The sequence below is a fragment of the Bradyrhizobium sp. LM2.9 genome (genome assembly GCF_054056555.1).
The window spans coordinates 67,340-83,768 of the sequence record NZ_JBSRYJ010000002.1 but is presented as its reverse complement, the minus strand read 5'-3'; the positions used below and the strand labels follow the sequence as shown (position 1 = coordinate 83,768).

The following is a 16,429-nucleotide window of genomic DNA, read 5'->3' as shown; positions in this document are numbered from 1 at the left end:
CTGAGGAAATATAACGACGAGACGGCGCGAAGCTTCGGACGCGGGTCCGAAGCTCAGCCGATCTGGATTTTGGTGTCGGAAACGAACTGGTAAGGCGGCACGGGCAGGTTCGCGGGCGCGGGCCCCTGGCGGATGCGGCCGGACGAATCGTACTGCGAACCATGGCAGGGGCAGAAGAACCCGTCGTAATTGCCTTCATGGGCGATCGGGATACAGCCGAGATGGGTGCAGATGCCGATCACAACCAGCCACTGGTCGTGGCCGGACTTGACCCGGGCCTCGTCGGACTGCGGATCGGGCAGGCTCGCCACATTGACGGCGCGCGCCTCGTCGATCTGCTTCTTGGTGCGGTGGCTGATATAGATCGGCTTGCCACGCCAGAACACCTTGATGTCCTGTCCCTCGGCGACCGGGCTGAGATCGACCTCGATCGGCGCACCGGCGGCGATGGTCGACGCATCAGGATTCATTTGGGAGACGAAGGGCCAGAGCGCGGCTGCGCCCCCTACTGCTGCGGCTGCCCCAGTTGCAACGAATAAGAAATCACGGCGTGTCGGATGGTCCGCCGAAGACGCTGTCGTCACGATTCCAACCCTTTCTTCTTATTCTGCCGGCGGAACCGCTCCAGAGGGCCCCAAGGTCCCCAGAACAGCCTGCTAGCGCCCGCGGCCCCCCCGCGGCGGCAGAACTTCACGTGTCCCCACCAAAACAAGGCGAAAACAGCAGTCCAGAATCGTTCTATTGGCACCCTTGCCGGGCGAGCGCAAGCCCGCTATCGGCGCGGGAGCGTGCAATGCACGAATTCCGCGGCCAGCGATGTTTTATTGAGACATTTCCGGCCCGCACCGAACCCGGCACAGCCCATGCAGATAGCGCTTTTCCAACCCGACATCCCCCAGAACACCGGCACGATTCTCAGGCTCTGCGCCTGTCTGGGCGTGGCCGCCCATATCATCGAACCGGCAGGCTTTCCCGTCTCCGACCGGCATTTCCGCCGGGCGGGAATGGATTACCTCGATCAGGTCAGCATCACCCGCCACGACTCGTGGTCGAAATTCGAGCAATGGCGCGCGGCACAGGGCTACCGCCTGCTGCTGTTCACCACCAAAGGGGCCACCGATTACCGCGATTTCCGTTACCAGACGACGGACATCCTGCTATTCGGGCGCGAGAGCGCCGGCGTCACCGACGCGGTGGTCGAGGCCGCGGACGCGCGGCTGGTGATCCCGATCACGGCGGGGCTACGGTCGCTCAATGTCGCCATGACCGCGGCGATGGCCGCAGGCGAAGCGCTGCGGCAGATCCGGAACCCCGAGGCCTCACAGGATTGAAGGGCCCACAGGATTGAGGAGAGACGGTTGAGTTACGCGGTCAAGGAAATCTTCCTGACTCTGCAAGGCGAAGGCGCACATGCCGGGCGCGCGTCCGTATTTTGCCGTTTTGCCGGCTGCAACCTCTGGAGCGGGCGAGAGGCCGACCGCGCGGGCGCCACCTGCAAATTCTGCGACACGGACTTCGTCGGCACCGACGGCACGCTGGGCGGGCGCTACGCCTCGGCCGCGGAACTCGCCGGCACCATCGCCGCGCAATGGACAGCCTCTACCGACAACCGTTACGTGGTGCTCACCGGCGGCGAGCCGCTGCTCCAGGTCGATGCCGCACTGGTCGATGCGCTCCATGCTCGCGGCTTCGAGATCGGCGTCGAGACCAATGGGACGATCGCCCCGCCCGAGGGGCTCGACTGGATCTGCGTCAGCCCGAAGGGCGGCAGCGACCTGGTGGTCCGGCGCGGCCACGAGCTGAAGCTGGTCTATCCGCAGCCACTCGCCGCACCGGAGGCCTACGCCGGCCTCGCCTTCGAGCGCTTCTCGCTGCAGCCGATGGACGGGCCCGAGGTCGCCGAAAACACCGCGCGCGCGATCGACTACTGCCTCAATCATCCGCAATGGCGGCTCAGCGTGCAGACGCACAAGTCGCTCGGTATCAGATAGGATTGGTTTTCGAACAGATGTGGGAATTGACGAAATCGTTTCGCTTCGAGGCGGCGCACTCATTGTCGGGAACGACGTTCGGCGCGGCCAGCGAAGAGATCCACGGCCACTCCTTTCGCGCCGAGGTGACGGTGCGCGGCACGCCGGACCCTGCGACCGGCATGGTGGTCGATCTCGGCCTCCTTCAGCGCGCCATCGAGGATGTGCGCGTGATGCTGGACCACAAATTCCTCAACAAGATCGAGGGGCTGGGCACACCGACGCTGGAAAACCTCTCGCTCTTCGTCTGGGACCGGCTGGCGCATATCGGCAAGCTGACCCGCGTCAGCATCCACCGCGACAGTTGCAGCGAGAGCTGCACCTATTACGGTCCGCAGGGCTGAAAGAATGACATCCACATTGGACCCGAGCTTGATCGAAGACCGCAAGACGCGGGCACGCGCCTGGTTCGAAGTCTTGCGCGACGACATCTGCGCGAGCTTCGAGCGGCTGGAGGATGATGCCCCGCGAAGCCTTTATCCGGGCGAGCCGGGCCGCTTCAAACGCACGCCCTGGCAGCGCACCGATCATACCGGCGCGGGCGGCGGCGGCGGCGTGATGTCGATGATGTCCGGCCGCCTGTTCGAGAAGGTCGGCGTGCATTGCTCGACCGTGCACGGCGAATTCGCGCCGGAGTTTCGCGCGCAAATTCCGGGCGCGGCGGACGACCCGAAGTTCTGGGCCTCCGGCATCTCGCTGATCGCGCATCTGCGCAATCCGCACGTGCCGGCGGTGCACATGAACACGCGCTTTGTCGTCACCACAAAAGCCTGGTTCGGCGGCGGCGCCGATCTGACGCCGGTGCTCGAGCGCCGGCGGACGCAGGACGACGCCGACACCATCGCCTTCCACGCCGCGATGAAACAGGCCTGCACGCAGCCGAACGGCATCGCCGATTACGACAAGTACAAAAAGTGGTGCGACGAGTATTTCCACCTGCCGCATCGGAAAGAAGCCCGCGGCATCGGTGGCATCTTCTACGACTGGCACGACAGCGGCGACTGGGACGCCGACCTCGCCTTCACCGGGGATGTCGGCCGCGCCTTCCTGAAGATCTATCCTGAGATCGTGCGGCGCAATTTCGCGACCGCCTGGACGGCCGAGGATCGCGAGGAGCAATTGATCCGGCGCGGCCGCTATGTCGAGTTCAATCTGCTCTACGATCGCGGCACCATCTTCGGGCTCAGGACCGGCGGCAATGTCGATTCGATCCTGTCGTCGCTGCCGCCGGAGGTGAAATGGCCATGACTCCGATGAAGCCCGCAATCAGGCCGCTGCCGCGCGCCATGCTGATCGACATGGACGACACCATCCTGTCGGCCTATGGCCGGCCCGAGATCGCCTGGAACACGATCGCGAACGAGTTTGCCGAAGAGCTCGCGCCGCTGCCGCCGCAGCAGGTCGCAACCACGGTGCTCGCGTTCGCGAAAAACTTCTGGGCCAATGCGGACGCCTCGTGGCGGCTCAGGCTTGCCGAAGCTCGTCACCTCACGGTCAAGGGCGGTTTTGCCGCGCTCGCCGCCGCCGGCTACCGCGCCCTGCCCGACGACCTCGCCATTCGCCTCGCCGACCGCTTCACCACCTATCGCGAGGAGGAGATGTTCGTCTTCCCCGGCGCGCATGAGGCCATCGACAAATTGAAAGCGCTCGGCATCAAGCTCGCGCTGGTGACCAACGGCGCCGCCGACACCCAGCGCGCCAAGGTCGAGCGCTTCGAGCTGGCGCACCGCTTCCACCACATCCAGATCGAAGGCGAGCACGGTTTTGGCAAGCCCGAGGAGCGCGCCTACCTGCACGCGATGGACACGCTGGGCGTCACCGCAAAAGATACCTGGATGATCGGCGACAATCTGGAATGGGAAGTGGTGACTCCGCAGCGTCTCGGCATCTATTCGATCTGGATCGACGTGCATGGCGACGGCCTGCCCGAAGGGTCGCCCGTCAAGCCTGACCGCATCATCCGCTCGCTCGGCGAACTTTTGCCGGGATGATCAAGGCCGCGAAAACAAAAACATCGAAAACAACCCCATGCACAGTAGCCGATCGCTGCAAAACCAATGACTTACGGATTTTACGAAACCCTTTGACTCGTCGGGCAAAACACGGGCATGGTGGCATCATCGCCGCGCCCAGGACCGAAGAGCCCTTGCGTGCCTCTCGAGCGATCCCCCACTCGAACCTCCGTCATCGACGTTTCAGTCTGCGCGGCGGACACGCGCAGCCGTAGCGCATCCGCGGACCCGCAGCCGTGATCGGCATGTCATGACGGCTTGCTAACTCTTCTCTCGTCAATCAACTCTCTGTCAATCAACCTGAAAGGACCATCCATGGAACTGAAAGTCGGCGATATCGTAATGCTGAAATCCGGCGGGCAGCCGCTCACCGTTGCGGAAGTGAAGGGCGACGACGTGCTCTGCCTCTGGATGGGCGCGGAAGGCGACCTGTTCCGCGAGACGCTGCCGCTGGCCGTGCTCGAACAGCTGGAAGAGTTGGACGAGGACGAGGATGACGAGGACGAAGACGAGGAGTAGGCACGCCTGAGACCGCGTCCTCGTTAGGTCGGAGTGCTCGGCTCCGCCGCACGTGATGTCCGCTTCTATGCCAACAACGGCGCAAGAGCGGACATCGCTGGATGCTTCGAACGTCAATCCAACGGAACGTTCAGACTGGTACCTCCGGTGATAATGCCGCCACGGTTGCCAATCTCAATCGAACCATAGCGCTGTTTGAAACAATCGGGCAGCGGCCGGTCGCCTTCCATGCTGAGCCAAAGGCGCAACAAGTGACGCTTTTGGCTTGCAATGGGCCAATCACGGAATCCGGTCCGATCATGCAACAAAGCATGATTGTAAACGAACTGCATGTCACCCGGCTGAAGCCGCATGCCGAAATGCAGAGTGGGGCTGTTTGCGAGCGCGTCAAAGAGATCGAGCGCCTCGACGTGAGCGGGCGTCAGTCTCGGCGCATCGGGAAAGCGCTGCGCACTATCGATATACTGGCGCTGATAGAACCCGGTCAGGAACCCCGCATGCCAATTCAGCACCGGGATTTCAAGATATGGCTTTTCGTTCTCCGGCACCTCGCCTCGCCGGTCTGTCGCGATCGGATCAAACAAGAGAGCGGCAAGGTCGGGACGTCTGTCAAACATCTCGTTGTAGATTGTCGTCGTGCTGACAAGGAGAGAATCCCCTCCCTCCATCGCCTCGCGAATGCATAACAATCCGACCACGTCGGACGAATCCGTATGGAATGTCTGACGTTCCGAAGTTTGATAAATTCGAGTGTTCGGATCCTTCGCATCGGCGCCTATGTCACGGACGTGACCGAGAATGTGACCCGCTGCATTCTGAGACCGCGCCGATCCAAGATGCGCGCCCACCCCGCAAAATATCGTAGCGGCAAACTCCTGGCTATATTTTGCCACCGGGAGGCCGCGTATGACTTCGAAGCCCAAGCCGACCAACAGCTTCTTCTTGAGATCTTCCAGGTGCGCGCCGAAGTGAGGAAGCGGAAAGCTTTCCTTCGTGATCTCTGCGATTTCTTTGCTTCTGCCGAGATATGTTTCAGCCGCGTTCTCGAGCTCGGCGATCTCGCCGGCAGCAAGCAATATCAACCATCGATCAGGATTGGCCTTGGCCTTCATCTCAGCGCCTTGCCAGGCAGACGCGATATCGACCCTCCCTGGAGGACGATTGATCCCGCTGGGCACTGAGACCACATTCATCGTGTTGGCTCCTGAGAAGATCGGACGTCAGAAATGGGGGCGGACGATCGACGATATTGTGCCGACCGCTTGTTTGCAACTTGGCGACCCCTGCGAACGGACATCCCGCAGCCCAAGGCCATTTCTGAAAAGTGACCAACGGAAGTTACTGCCAAGAGAAAAGCCGCCCGAAGGCGGCTAGTCGTTCTCTCCGCTGAAAGGAACTTGGGAGCAGTTCCACCAGCCGCTGGTGACCAAGTGAACGTCGTCACGCAACGAGCCAATGCCCCTTATGAATATCGAATTTCACGGCGCCGTCGTCACGCATCTTCAACAGGAGCGATTGGCAGTCGTCCTGGTTCTTTATGTTGACGCGCTTCATGATTTCGAAAGTCTTCAGAGGCTTTTCTCGAAGGGCGATTAGAATCTTTTCTCGATCAGTCATTGGGTTCCTTGCATCGTATCGGCGACCGTACGTGTTGTACAGATCGTCTGCAACAGGTGCGTTCGCTTGACGAGGTCCGTTCCGGTTCAAAATCTCAGATCTCAACTTGCGCACATTCAGTCCGCTCCGCGGGGCTCGTTCGGTAAGATAGCTCTAAACCATTCAACTGCAGGCCGCACGAGCTGCCATCCTCGCAGCCCAAGAACCTTCTTGCAGGCAAGAAACCACCAACGACGCGTTCTTCGAACGGTCGGATCAATACCGACCGCAAGTTTAGAAAGGCCTGCTGAGCTTTCTATCGCTCCTTCGTTGAAGGCAGTGCTTGCGCAACCGATCGCTTCAAGTGCCAACATGTGGTTCATCCAGGCACGAAGATCAGCAGCGTTGGTCAACCTGGCAGCACCATTAGTCAGGAAATGTTCAATCGCCGCCTTGCGTTGGAGCAGGTCTTGCTCCCGCGAAGGCTCGCTTGACATGTTGGCCGAGTGCGCTCGATACACGGCTTGATCAGCGGCAATGACCCCGACGTCGCCGTGCGCGGCGAGCCGGAACCACATTTCCATGTCAGAAGCGTAGGGTAAATCAGCTAAATACCCGCCCAATCTTTTCTGCAGGCTCGTACGAACCACTACTGTTGGTGATAGCACAATGTTTTTTGCGCCGCTAAGTGTAATGAAATCGAGGCCCGACAAAATGTTGGTTCTTGATCCCACGCCTGTTCTACGCCGCGAACGCTCCCCCTGTTGATCAAGAACAACCGCGCCGCCGAAGGTGAAAGCGACAGACGGATGATCGTCCATCAGCTCGACCGATCTCGCAAGGGCGCCGGGCAACAGGTAATCGTCCGCAGACAGCAGAAGCATATAGTCGGCTCTCGTCCAGGCGATGCCTTCATTGGCGGTAGCAATGAGCCCTTGATTCGAGGTGTGCCTGCGATAATCCACCCGGGGATCGGAGTGGGCTAACTCTTCCGCAACTTCCGCTGTATTGTCGGGCGACGCATCATCGATAATGAGCACGCGCAACTCGGGGCCGGATTGCGCCAAAACGCTCTCGACACACTCTCGCAGGAAGTGCCCATACCGGAAGCAGGGAACAACAATGTCTACGGAGCTCATTTCTTGTCTCCACAGACCATCGCAAAGAGGGTCGAGGCCTAGGCTCCACTCTTGGCCGGGCGGAATTGCCGTCGACATCCTTGAATAGAGCGAAGCTCGTGGCCTCTCGCCACGCGGCTTTGTCGTCTCGCAGTTCCTCCCCTTGCTCGTCCTTGCTGGACGCAACATTGTGGACGCGGAAGACGTACCTCGGCCTGCTCCGGAAACGCCCGACGAAGCGCCTCCGTTCCAAAAGCACATATGACACTTAGAACCGGCGGAGCGATACCGGAAGGCGAAGGCCACGGCAGCGGGAATTACGGTACACCCAATTGACCCGACCCGCTTCAAGCCCGGCAAGCACGGACCGAAGCCAGCGCAGTCTGACGGCGATGATGATGATTAAGTGCACTGTCATCGTAACCCAAAAGGTCGTCATGCCCGGGCTTGTACGGACAGGCCCGGCCGTGACGTTGTGGAAGCTTCGGCGCCCATATGCGCTCTGTCCCGGGGAGAGGTAACTACGCGTCCCGCTCCGCGATAATCTATCAGATCAGCTGTCGTGCAGCCGCCGAGATCATCACCAGCCCGCCGGTGATCACCGCGACATCGAGGATCGCGGTGTGGATATGCACCGGCATCCGCTCGACGAAGGCTTTGGCGAGGAACGCGCCGGGGATCGCGATCCCGCCGATCAGCAGCGCAAAGGCGAGCACCCGCGCGGTGACCGCGCCGGCGAGGCCGAACACCGAAATCTTGATCAGACCCGTGCCGAGCGAGATCATCGCGTCGGTCGCGATCACGGCGGCGCCCTCGAGTCCCGCGGCCATCAGCAGCGAGAGCAGGATCACGCCGGAGCCCGAGGTGCCGCCGACCAGCACGCCGTAGCCGACGGAGCCAGCCGCAAGGCCGGTGTCGCCGATCCTGACCTGGCGACGGCGGAGCATCCGGCGCAGCGGTACGCTCAGGATCAGCATGGAGCCGATCACCAGCGCGGCGCCGGCGTTGGTCAGCCGGGTGTAGCCGTAAGCGCCGAGCGCCGTCGTCAGCGCCGCGCAGGCGAGCACGATCAGCGCGCGGCGGCGGTCGGCGTAACGCAGATAGGCAATCGCGCGGCTGGAATTGGTGAAGATCGCGGAGATCGCGATGATCGGCACTACCGGCTCGGCGCCAACGAGAGGGACCAGCACCAGCGGCATCAGAGCCGCCGGTGCCGTAGCCGGCGAGACCCCCGATGATCGAAGCAAACAGCGCCATCAACGCGACCAGCAGAAGCTGAAAGATCGAGATGTCGGCGAAGCCTGAGACGATGGTCACGTTTTCTCGTCGCGGCTGACGCGTGCCGCTGCTTGATCGGCGATGGAAGCGAGTGCGGTGTCCTCTAGGGGAAAATCCGCCGCAAGCCAAGCGTCCTCGGCGAGCGTCAACACATGCCCGAGCGCGGGTCCTTCCGCCATGCCGCGCGCGATGAAGTCGGCAGCTTTCAGCGGAAATTTCGGCGCAGTCCAGCGCTGCGGCAGCTCGGCGAGCACACGCCATCGCGACGAGCCGACGTGATCGCCGCCTCGCGCCCAGCCAAGCAACACGCGATCGTGATAGCGCTCCGCACCGAGCCGGTAGAGCAGCCGCCGCGCATCGGCTTCGTCCTTGATCGCCAGGCGCCACCAGCGGTGCCCCATCGAATCCAGCGCCTTGGTTTCCGCATTGGAGAGTCTCAAGCGCGCGGCGACGCGTTTTGCATCTTCAGTCACGGCGACCGTCAGCGCAGCGAGCCGCCGCGTTGCGCTGGCAGCGAGGCCGAGCTCACGCTCGATCGCGATCATCGCCGAGAGCGGCCCGGTGTAGGCGACGCCGCCGGTCAGCGCTTGCAGCAATCCGCCATCCGCCATCGCAAGCGCGGCGGCAGACGCGCCGCGAGCGACCAGCAGCTTCAGCATCTCCATGCGCAGCCGCTCGGCCGACAGGCTCGCTAGGCCGGCGCGGGCCGCGGATGCAGGCGAGATAGCCGTCGCGGTCGGGATCGCCGGCGCCAAACGCGGCGTGGATGCGGAAGAAGCGCAGGATGCGCAGGAAATCCTCGGCGATGCGCTGGTCGGGATCACCGATGAAGCGCACGCGCCGCGCGGCCGCATCCGCGACGCCTCCGACGTAATCGTAGACAACGCCATCAGCATCGACCGAGAGCCCGTTCATCGTGAAGTCGCGCCGCTCGGCGTCCTTCACCCAGTCGCGGCCGAACGCGACCTTGGCTTTGCGGCCGAAGGTCTCGGTGTCCTCGCGCAGCGTCGTGACTTCGTATGGCTGGCTGTCGATGACGAGCGTGACGGTGCCGTGGTCCATGCCGGTCGGCACGCTCTTGATGCCGGCGTTCTTGGCGCGCCGCACCACCTCGTGCGGGAGCGCCGTGGTCGCGATGTCGATATCACCGGGCACGAGACCGAGCAGCGCGTTGCGCACGGCGCCGCCGACCACCCGCGCCTCCTCCCCATCGGCGTTGAGCAGCTCCAGGACGCGCGCGGTCCCTCCCGAAATCAGCCAGGGCGCATCGGCGAGCATGGGCTCCGCGCTCATCGGCCGGCCCCTATCTTTCCACGCCCGGCACGAGCTTGCCGTTTTCGACATGGGCGGGGACATAGGTCGAATCCGGAGCCGCGCCGGAGAAATGCGCAAACCCGATCAGCCCCGCGATCACCAGCACGAGTGCCGCCAGCATGAGACGCGCGACGATGGTGATCGGCCAGGACGATTGCACGAACAGCCCGGAACGGCTGGCGGCCAGGAACAGCGCATAGACGGCGAAGGGAACGAGGAAAATTCCGATCTCGGTCAGAACTGGACGGATCATGATGAATAGATCCGCTCGTAAAGCACACGCAGCATTCCGGCCGTCGCCCCCCAGATGTAGCGTTCCGCAAACGGCATCGCGTAGTAGGACCGCTCCATGCCGCGGAATTCCTTGCTGTGCACCTGGTGGTTGGCCGGGTTTCATCAGGAAGGATAGCGGCACTTCGAACGCATCATCAACCTCGGAATGGTTGATCGTCAGCTCAAAACCCGGCCGCACCCGGGCTACGGTCGGCAGGATGCGGAAGCCGAACGCGGTGCCGTAGAGATCGAGATAGCCGATCGGCTCGACGAAGTCGCGCGACAGCCCGATCTCCTCCTCCGCCTCGCGCAGCGCCGCATCGAGCGGCGAGGAGTCGGTCGCGTCGATCTTGCCGCCGGGAAAAGCAATCTGGCCCGCATGGTCGTTCAGATGCGCCGAGCGCTGCGTCAGCAGGATGGTCGGCTCGGGATGATCGACCACCGCGATCAAAACCGCCGCCGGCCGCACCGGCTGCTCACGCGCGATGATCTCGAGCATCTTGTCGGTGCCGGGATCGCCCGAGGCCGGAATGATGTTGGGATCGAACAGGCCGGGCGGCACGTCGAAGCCTAATCGCGCCTTGGAGCGGGCGAAAAAATCGGCCGCTCCGAACGTGGCGGGATCGGTCTTCAGGATAGGCTTGTTCAAAGCGCGGCCCTCACCTGCTCCGCATCGGCCATGGCGAAGAATTCGCCGGCCGATTCGACGCCGAACATCGGCTGGCCATCGACCATCCGCTCCTCACCCATGTCAACCAGATCATAATAGAGCGCGCGGGTGACCTTGGCCCAGAGTTCGGCGCGGACATGCAGATAGGGCGTCAGTCCGCCGCCCTCGCCCTGCTCGAAGCGCAGCCGGTGCGCCGCATCGCAGGTGACCCAGTCGTCGACATTGGTGCGGAAGCGGAGCACGCGGTGGTTGTCCTCGCCGTCCTTCTGCATTTCGACCGCCATGAACGGCGCGTCGTCGACGCGAATGCCAACCTTCTCCACCGGCGTGACGAGGAAATGCTTGTCGCCTTCACGCTTGAGGATGGTCGAGAACAGACGGACCAGCGCGTGGCGGCCGATTGGCGTCCCCATGTAGTACCAAGTGCCATCGGAAGCGATTCGAATGTCGAGATCGCCACAAAACGGCGGATTCCACAGATGCACCGGAGGCAGGCCCTTTTTGACGCCTTCGGCATCGGCAGCACTTTTGGCGGCGGCAGTCAGCCCCTCAAGACCGCGATCGGCGCTCTGCCCTTGGTTCGCCATGGTTTGCCCTGACTCTGTCATTTGGCACGTTTGGTGCAGGTCTGAATTGTAAGTCTACGTCGTCTGTCGGTGCACGGTTCCACTCCGGATCAGTCCGGTGTGGAGGTCTCCACTTCGTGATGCCCTACATAGCCCTAAGCCGATAAGGTGGGGATAGGTTAATTCAACGAATACATGGCCTTCCTGCAAGTCTAGCATAGGGCCCATGTGATGACATGACGACGCAAGCGAGCCGCATGGCAGGCTGAAGGAGCTAACGGATGGCGGAGAGTGTCGAGAAGCTCGAAGACGGAGTAGTCCGTTCGGCCGAGCAGGTGTCGAGCCAGATTCGCGCGGCAAAGGATGCGATCGCGTCCGTCATCTTCGGCCAGGACCGCGTGATCGAGAACACGCTGGTCACCATCCTCTCCGGCGGTCATGCGCTGTTGATCGGCGTCCCCGGTCTCGCCAAGACCAAGCTGGTCGAGACGCTCGGCATCACCCTCGGCCTCGATGCCAAGCGCATCCAGTTCACGCCCGACCTGATGCCATCGGACATTCTCGGCGCCGAAGTGCTCGACGAAAGCACGAGCGGCAAGCGTGCCTTCCGCTTCATCTCCGGCCCCGTGTTCGCGCAGCTGCTGATGGCCGACGAGATCAACCGCGCCAGCCCGCGCACGCAGTCGGCGCTGCTGCAGGCGATGCAGGAGCAGCACATCACCGTGGCCGGCGCGCGCCACGATCTGCCGAAGCCGTTCCATGTGCTCGCCACGCAAAATCCGCTGGAGCAGGAAGGCACCTACCCGCTGCCGGAAGCGCAGCTCGACCGTTTCCTGATGGAGATCGACGTCGACTATCCCGATCGCGACGCCGAGCGCCGTATCCTGTTCGAGACCACCGGCGCGGAAGAGACGCTGGCCAGGGGATCGATGACCGCAGATGCGCTGATCACCGCACAGCGGCTGATCCGGCGCCTGCCGGTCGGCGATTCCGTTGTCGAGGCGATCCTGTCGCTGGTCCGTTCGGCCCGTCCGGGTCCGGAGAGCGGCGAGACCGGCAAGTTCATCGCCTGGGGACCGGGCCCGCGCGCCAGCCAATCGCTGATGCTCGCGGTGCGCGCACGCGCGCTGATCGACGGGCGCCTCGCGCCCTCGATCGACGACGTGCTCGACCTCGCCGAGCCCGTGCTGAAGCACCGCATGGCGCTGACATTCCAGGCGCGCGCCGAAGGCCGCACGATTCCGGACGTGATCCGGCAATTGAAAACACGGATCGGTTGATGGCCGCAGAGAACGGGCAAGCAGCGAAGGAGATCATCGCGATCCGACGTGCCGATGGCGAAAGCCGCACGCTCGCCGCTTCGCTGCCGCGCCTGGTGCTCGAGGCCCGCCGTATCGCCGCCAACGTCATTCACGGTCTGCACGGCCGACGGCGCGCAGGCGCCGGCGAAAATTTCTGGCAGTACCGCCGCTTCGTCTCCGGCGAGCCGGCGCAGAACGTCGACTGGCGGCGCTCGGCGCGTGACGATCATCTCTATGTCCGCGAGCTTGAATGGGAAGCCTCGCACACGGTCTGGATCTGGCCCGACCGCTCCCCCTCGATGGCCTTCGCCTCGAAGACTGCGCGCGAATCCAAGCTCGAGCGGACGCTGATCGTCGCCTTCGCGTTGGCCGAGCTGCTCGTCTCCGGCGGCGAACGTGTCGGCATTCCCGGGCTGATGACACCGACCGCGAGCCGCAGCGTCATCGACAAGATGGCGCAGGCGATGATGCATGACGATGCCGACCGGCTGAGCCTGCCGCCGTCCTTCGTGCCCGCGGCGCTGGCCGAGACGATCGTGCTGTCGGATTTCTGGTCGCCGATCTCCGAGATCGGGACGACGCTCGCGGGCCTGTCCGGCTCCGGCGCCCATGGCATGCTGGTGCAGATCGTCGATCCCGCCGAAGAGTCGTTTCCTTATTCCGGACGCGTCGAGTTTGTCGAGCCCGAAGGGTTCGGCGTGATCACCGCCGGCCGCGCCGAGAGCTGGGCGCAGGATTACACCGCGCGGCTCGCGCTGCACCGCGACCAGATCCGCGCCGAGACCAACAAGCTCGATTGGCTGTTCACGACGCACGCGACCGACCGCTCCGCGGCCGAGCTCTTGCTGTTCCTGCATGCCGGCATGCAGGTGAGCAAGTCGGGCGCCCGCACCACGACCATCAAGGCGGGGCCCGCCGCATGATGGGACTGCCGCTCGCCTTCACCGAACCGCTGCTCCTGATCGGCCTCGTCAGCCTGCCGGTGCTGTGGTGGCTGCTGCGCGTGATGCCGCCACGGCCGCGCCGCATCGAGTTTCCGCCGACGCGCCTGTTGTTCGACATCGCACCGCGCGAAGAGACGCCCTCACGGACGCCGTGGTGGCTGACCGCATTGCGGCTCCTGGCTGCGGCCCTCGTCATTTTCGCCGCCGCCGGCCCGATCTGGAATCCGCAAACAGGCATCGCCGCCAGCAAGGCGCCGCTGATGATCATGTTCGACGACGGCTGGAGCGCGGCATCGAACTGGGACATCCGGATCAGGGCCGCCGACGAGCTGATCGCCAATGCCGAGAACGACCGCCGTGCGATTGCGCTGGCGCCGCTGTCCGAGCCGAACCGCGATATCACCCTGATGCCGGCGGGCGCCGCGCGCGTGGCGCTGCGGCAGCTCACGCCGAAGCCCTATTCGATCGACCGCGTCGAGACCCTGACCGCAATCGATCGCTTCCTGAAAGCGACCGGCGACTGCGAGATCGCCTGGCTTTCCGACGGCGTCGACACCGGTCGCGGCGAGGAATTCGTGGCTGGCCTCGGCAAGAGCATCGGCGACCGCAGCCTGACCGTGTTCGAAGGCGGCACCTCCTCAGCCCTGGCCCTGGTCGCGGCCGAGAACGCCGCCGCCAGGATGACGGTGAAGGTGCTGCGCACCGACAGCGGCATTGCCATCGGCACCGTGCGCGCGCTGGACCAGAAGGCCTCGCCGATCGGCGAAGCGCGTTATTCGTTCGGCCCGCAGGACAAGGAAACCGAAGCGGCGTTCGATCTGCCGGTCGAGCTGCGCAACGACATCACGCGGCTTGAAATTGCCGGTGAGCGCTCCGCCGGCGCGGTCCAGCTGCTCGACAAGCGCTGGCGCCGCCGCGCCATCGGCATCGTCTCGGGCGCGAGCAGCGAGACAGCGCAGCCGCTGCTGGCGCCGACCTTCTATCTCACCCGCGCGCTGGCGCCGTTCGCGGACGTGCGGCTCGCCGACAAGGGCGCGCCGCAGCAGGGCATCACGCAGTTCCTCGACCAGAAGCTGCCGATGATCATCCTTGCCGATGTCGGCACCATCGCCCCTGAAATCCGCGAGCGTCTCAATGCCTGGATCAACCAGGGCGGCGTGCTGGTGCGGTTCGCCGGTCCGCGGCTGGCGCAGGCCGAAGACGATCTCGTGCCGGTCAAGCTGCGCAAGGGCGGCCGGACTCTCGGCGGCAGCCTGACCTGGGAAAAGCCGCAACATCTGGCCTCGTTCGCGGCGGACGGTCCGTTTGCCGGCGTCGTGGTCCCCAAGGACGTCACCATAAACCGCCAGGTGCTGGCCGAGCCCGACGCCGTGCTCGCCACCAAGAGCTGGGCGTCGCTGGAAGACGGCACGCCGCTGGTGACCGGTGAGCATCGCGGCAAGGGCGTGGTCAGCCTGTTCCACGTCAGCGCCGACATGCGCTGGTCGGATCTGCCGATGTCCGGCACCTTCGTCGAAATCCTGCGGCGTGTCGTCGACATGTCCGGCTATACTGCCAAGCCCGGCGCCGGGGTTGCCACTGAGGCGACCGCCGAGACGGTGGCGCCGCTGCACATCCTCGACGGCTTCGGAGCCTTCGGGCCCGCCGCCCGCCGCCGCAAAGCCGCTGCCCGCGGATTATCGCGACCGCGCCACACCCGATCATCCGCCGGGCTTCTATGGTCCGGCAGAAGGACCGCTCGCCGTGAACACGCTTGCCAGCGCCGACCGTATCGCAGCCCTGAACACCGCGAGCCTGCGCGCCCGGCACGCCACCTACACCAATGCCGAGCCGCGCGACTTGCGCGGCTGGCTGCTGTCGACGGCGCTCGCGCTGTTCCTGATCGACGCCATCATCGTCGCGGTGCTCGGCGGCGGCCTCGCCGCGCTGCTGCGCCGCCGCGCCGCGCCCGCGATGATCGTCTTCGGACTGGCGCTCGCAGGCTTCGTGGCGCTCGTGCCGACGCCGTCGCACGCGGACAGTGCGTCCGACGAGTTCGCGATGAAGGCGGTGTCGCAGACCCGACTCGCCTATGTCGTGACCGGCAATGCCGACGTCGATTCCATCGTCAAGGCCGGCCTGTCCGGACTGACGCTGTTCCTGGCGCAGCGCACCGCGCTCGAGGCCGGCGATCCCGTCGGCATCGATCCGGCGCGCGACGAACTCGCCTTCTTCCCGCTGATCTACTGGCCGATCGTGCCCGGCGCGCCCAAGCCGCCGCAGGACGCCATCAACAAGATCGACGCCTACATGAAGCAGGGCGGCACCGTGCTGTTCGATACCCGCGACGCGGTCGAAGCACCGCCCGGCGCAAACGGCGCCGCGCAGACCCCCGCCATGCAGACGCTCCGCGAAATCCTGTCCTCGCTCGACGTGCCCGAGCTCGAGCCGGTGCCGCGCGAGCACGTGCTGACCAAGACCTTCTATCTCCTGCGCGACTTCCCCGGCCGCTTCAACACCGGCCAGACCTGGGTCGAGACCTTGCCGCGGGATGAGGACGACGACAGCGCGCAGCGGCCGGCACGCGGCGGCGACGGCGTCTCGCCGATCATCATCACCTCGAACGACCTTGCCGGCGCTTGGGCCGTGCGGCCCGACGGCCAGGCCATGCTGCCGGTGACCGGCGGCGACCCCCGCCAGCGCGAATTCGCCTACCGCGCCGGCGCCAACATCGTGATGTACACGCTGACCGGCAACTACAAGGCCGACCAGGTGCACGCACCGGCGTTGATTGAACGGCTGGGGCAATAAGCATGATCCGGAAGAGTG

General features: G+C 64.3%; 14 protein-coding genes and 4 pseudogenes. 9 read left to right on the top strand and 9 right to left on the bottom strand.

What is annotated here, in order from left to right:
- Nucleotides 1-53: 53 nt before the first annotated feature.
- Entirely contained in the window at nucleotides 54-584 is a 531-nt protein-coding gene (gene petA, locus ACVWW3_RS01955; protein WP_247340393.1) for a ubiquinol-cytochrome c reductase iron-sulfur subunit, read from the bottom strand.
- A gap of 279 nt (nucleotides 585-863) precedes the next feature.
- Between petA and ACVWW3_RS01950 the strand changes: the two genes are divergently transcribed.
- The 6 genes from ACVWW3_RS01950 (at nucleotide 864) to ACVWW3_RS01925 (ending at nucleotide 4,561) form a co-directional block, all read left to right on the top strand.
- The gene (locus ACVWW3_RS01950; protein ID WP_456651059.1) at nucleotides 864-1,331 is read left to right on the top strand and encodes a tRNA (cytidine(34)-2'-O)-methyltransferase; all 468 of its coding nucleotides are present in this window, start codon (nucleotides 864-866) and stop codon (nucleotides 1,329-1,331) included.
- A gap of 27 nt (nucleotides 1,332-1,358) precedes the next feature.
- Nucleotides 1,359-1,991: a 7-carboxy-7-deazaguanine synthase gene (queE, locus tag ACVWW3_RS01945; RefSeq protein ID WP_456651060.1), complete on the top strand. Its 633-nt coding sequence runs from the start codon at nucleotides 1,359-1,361 to the stop codon at nucleotides 1,989-1,991.
- Between the two features lie 17 nt (nucleotides 1,992-2,008).
- A complete protein-coding gene (locus tag ACVWW3_RS01940; RefSeq protein WP_456651061.1) occupies nucleotides 2,009-2,374 on the top strand; it encodes a 6-pyruvoyl trahydropterin synthase family protein in 366 nt (121 codons plus the stop codon).
- Between the two features lie 4 nt (nucleotides 2,375-2,378).
- A complete protein-coding gene (gene hemF / locus ACVWW3_RS01935; RefSeq protein WP_456651062.1) occupies nucleotides 2,379-3,278 on the top strand; it encodes an oxygen-dependent coproporphyrinogen oxidase in 900 nt (299 codons plus the stop codon).
- A complete protein-coding gene (locus tag ACVWW3_RS01930) occupies nucleotides 3,269-4,021 on the top strand; it encodes an HAD family hydrolase (protein ID WP_354045788.1) in 753 nt (250 codons plus the stop codon). Before hemF ends, ACVWW3_RS01930 begins: the two co-directional genes overlap by 10 nt.
- A gap of 336 nt (nucleotides 4,022-4,357) precedes the next feature.
- The gene (locus ACVWW3_RS01925; RefSeq protein WP_247340403.1) at nucleotides 4,358-4,561 is read left to right on the top strand and encodes a YodC family protein; all 204 of its coding nucleotides are present in this window, start codon (nucleotides 4,358-4,360) and stop codon (nucleotides 4,559-4,561) included.
- A gap of 113 nt (nucleotides 4,562-4,674) precedes the next feature.
- Here ACVWW3_RS01925 and ACVWW3_RS01920 read toward each other — a convergent pair whose 3' ends face one another.
- The 8 genes and pseudogenes from ACVWW3_RS01920 to ACVWW3_RS01885 all read right to left on the bottom strand — a co-directional run bounded on the left by ACVWW3_RS01920 (nucleotide 4,675) and on the right by ACVWW3_RS01885 (nucleotide 11,397).
- Complete coding sequence (locus ACVWW3_RS01920; protein ID WP_456651063.1) at nucleotides 4,675-5,754, bottom strand: TauD/TfdA family dioxygenase; 1,080 nt, start codon at nucleotides 5,752-5,754, stop codon at nucleotides 4,675-4,677.
- 540 nt (nucleotides 5,755-6,294) lie between these two features.
- Entirely contained in the window at nucleotides 6,295-7,296 is a 1,002-nt protein-coding gene (locus tag ACVWW3_RS01915) for a glycosyltransferase family 2 protein (protein ID WP_456651064.1), read from the bottom strand.
- A complete protein-coding gene (locus tag ACVWW3_RS01910; RefSeq protein ID WP_456671833.1) occupies nucleotides 7,181-7,534 on the bottom strand; it encodes a DUF6894 family protein in 354 nt (117 codons plus the stop codon). The genes ACVWW3_RS01915 and ACVWW3_RS01910 overlap by 116 nt, the downstream gene beginning before the upstream one ends.
- Nucleotides 7,535-7,823: 289 nt before the next feature.
- Nucleotides 7,824-8,592 (bottom strand): annotated as a pseudogene (locus ACVWW3_RS01905) (sulfite exporter TauE/SafE family protein).
- Nucleotides 8,589-9,846, bottom strand: a pseudogene (locus tag ACVWW3_RS01900) (CCA tRNA nucleotidyltransferase). Before ACVWW3_RS01900 ends, ACVWW3_RS01905 begins: the two co-directional pseudogenes overlap by 4 nt.
- 10 nt (nucleotides 9,847-9,856) lie before the next feature.
- Nucleotides 9,857-10,120: a DUF6111 family protein gene (locus ACVWW3_RS01895; RefSeq protein WP_247340410.1), complete on the bottom strand. Its 264-nt coding sequence runs from the start codon at nucleotides 10,118-10,120 to the stop codon at nucleotides 9,857-9,859.
- A pseudogene (locus ACVWW3_RS01890) lies at nucleotides 10,117-10,789 on the bottom strand (CoA pyrophosphatase). Before ACVWW3_RS01890 ends, ACVWW3_RS01895 begins: the two are co-directional and overlap by 4 nt.
- A complete protein-coding gene (locus ACVWW3_RS01885; protein WP_456651067.1) occupies nucleotides 10,786-11,397 on the bottom strand; it encodes a DUF1285 domain-containing protein in 612 nt (203 codons plus the stop codon). The pseudogene ACVWW3_RS01890 and the gene ACVWW3_RS01885 overlap by 4 nt, the downstream one beginning before the upstream one ends.
- Nucleotides 11,398-11,657: 260 nt before the next feature.
- Between ACVWW3_RS01885 and ACVWW3_RS01880 the strand changes: the two genes are divergently transcribed.
- The 3 genes and pseudogenes from ACVWW3_RS01880 to ACVWW3_RS01870 all read left to right on the top strand — a co-directional run bounded on the left by ACVWW3_RS01880 (nucleotide 11,658) and on the right by ACVWW3_RS01870 (nucleotide 16,411).
- The gene (locus ACVWW3_RS01880; RefSeq protein WP_247340414.1) at nucleotides 11,658-12,656 is read left to right on the top strand and encodes an AAA family ATPase; all 999 of its coding nucleotides are present in this window, start codon (nucleotides 11,658-11,660) and stop codon (nucleotides 12,654-12,656) included.
- Nucleotides 12,656-13,600 carry a DUF58 domain-containing protein gene (locus tag ACVWW3_RS01875; protein ID WP_247440774.1) on the top strand — a complete coding sequence of 315 codons (945 nt, stop codon included), beginning with the start codon at nucleotides 12,656-12,658 and terminating at the stop codon, nucleotides 13,598-13,600. The genes ACVWW3_RS01880 and ACVWW3_RS01875 overlap by 1 nt, the downstream gene beginning before the upstream one ends.
- Nucleotides 13,597-16,411 (top strand): annotated as a pseudogene (locus ACVWW3_RS01870) (DUF4159 domain-containing protein). Before ACVWW3_RS01875 ends, ACVWW3_RS01870 begins: the two are co-directional and overlap by 4 nt.
- Nucleotides 16,412-16,429: the final 18 nt, after the last annotated feature.

Excerpts from the sequence above, each read along its gene's own strand:
- ACVWW3_RS01950 (WP_456651059.1), top strand. The coding sequence starts at position 864 with ATGCAGATAGCGCTTTTCCAACCCGACATCCCCCAGAACACCGGCACG.
- ACVWW3_RS01940 (WP_456651061.1), top strand. The coding sequence starts at position 2,009 with ATGTGGGAATTGACGAAATCGTTTCGCTTCGAGGCGGCGCACTCATTG.
- hemF (WP_456651062.1), top strand. The coding sequence starts at position 2,379 with ATGACATCCACATTGGACCCGAGCTTGATCGAAGACCGCAAGACGCGG.
- ACVWW3_RS01930 (WP_354045788.1), top strand. The coding sequence starts at position 3,269 with ATGGCCATGACTCCGATGAAGCCCGCAATCAGGCCGCTGCCGCGCGCC.
- ACVWW3_RS01925 (WP_247340403.1), top strand. The coding sequence starts at position 4,358 with ATGGAACTGAAAGTCGGCGATATCGTAATGCTGAAATCCGGCGGGCAG.
- ACVWW3_RS01920 (WP_456651063.1), bottom strand. The coding sequence starts at position 5,754 with ATGAATGTGGTCTCAGTGCCCAGCGGGATCAATCGTCCTCCAGGGAGG.
- ACVWW3_RS01915 (WP_456651064.1), bottom strand. The coding sequence starts at position 7,296 with ATGAGCTCCGTAGACATTGTTGTTCCCTGCTTCCGGTATGGGCACTTC.
- ACVWW3_RS01895 (WP_247340410.1), bottom strand. The coding sequence starts at position 10,120 with ATGATCCGTCCAGTTCTGACCGAGATCGGAATTTTCCTCGTTCCCTTC.
- ACVWW3_RS01885 (WP_456651067.1), bottom strand. The coding sequence starts at position 11,397 with ATGGCGAACCAAGGGCAGAGCGCCGATCGCGGTCTTGAGGGGCTGACT.
- ACVWW3_RS01880 (WP_247340414.1), top strand. The coding sequence starts at position 11,658 with ATGGCGGAGAGTGTCGAGAAGCTCGAAGACGGAGTAGTCCGTTCGGCC.
- ACVWW3_RS01875 (WP_247440774.1), top strand. The coding sequence starts at position 12,656 with ATGGCCGCAGAGAACGGGCAAGCAGCGAAGGAGATCATCGCGATCCGA.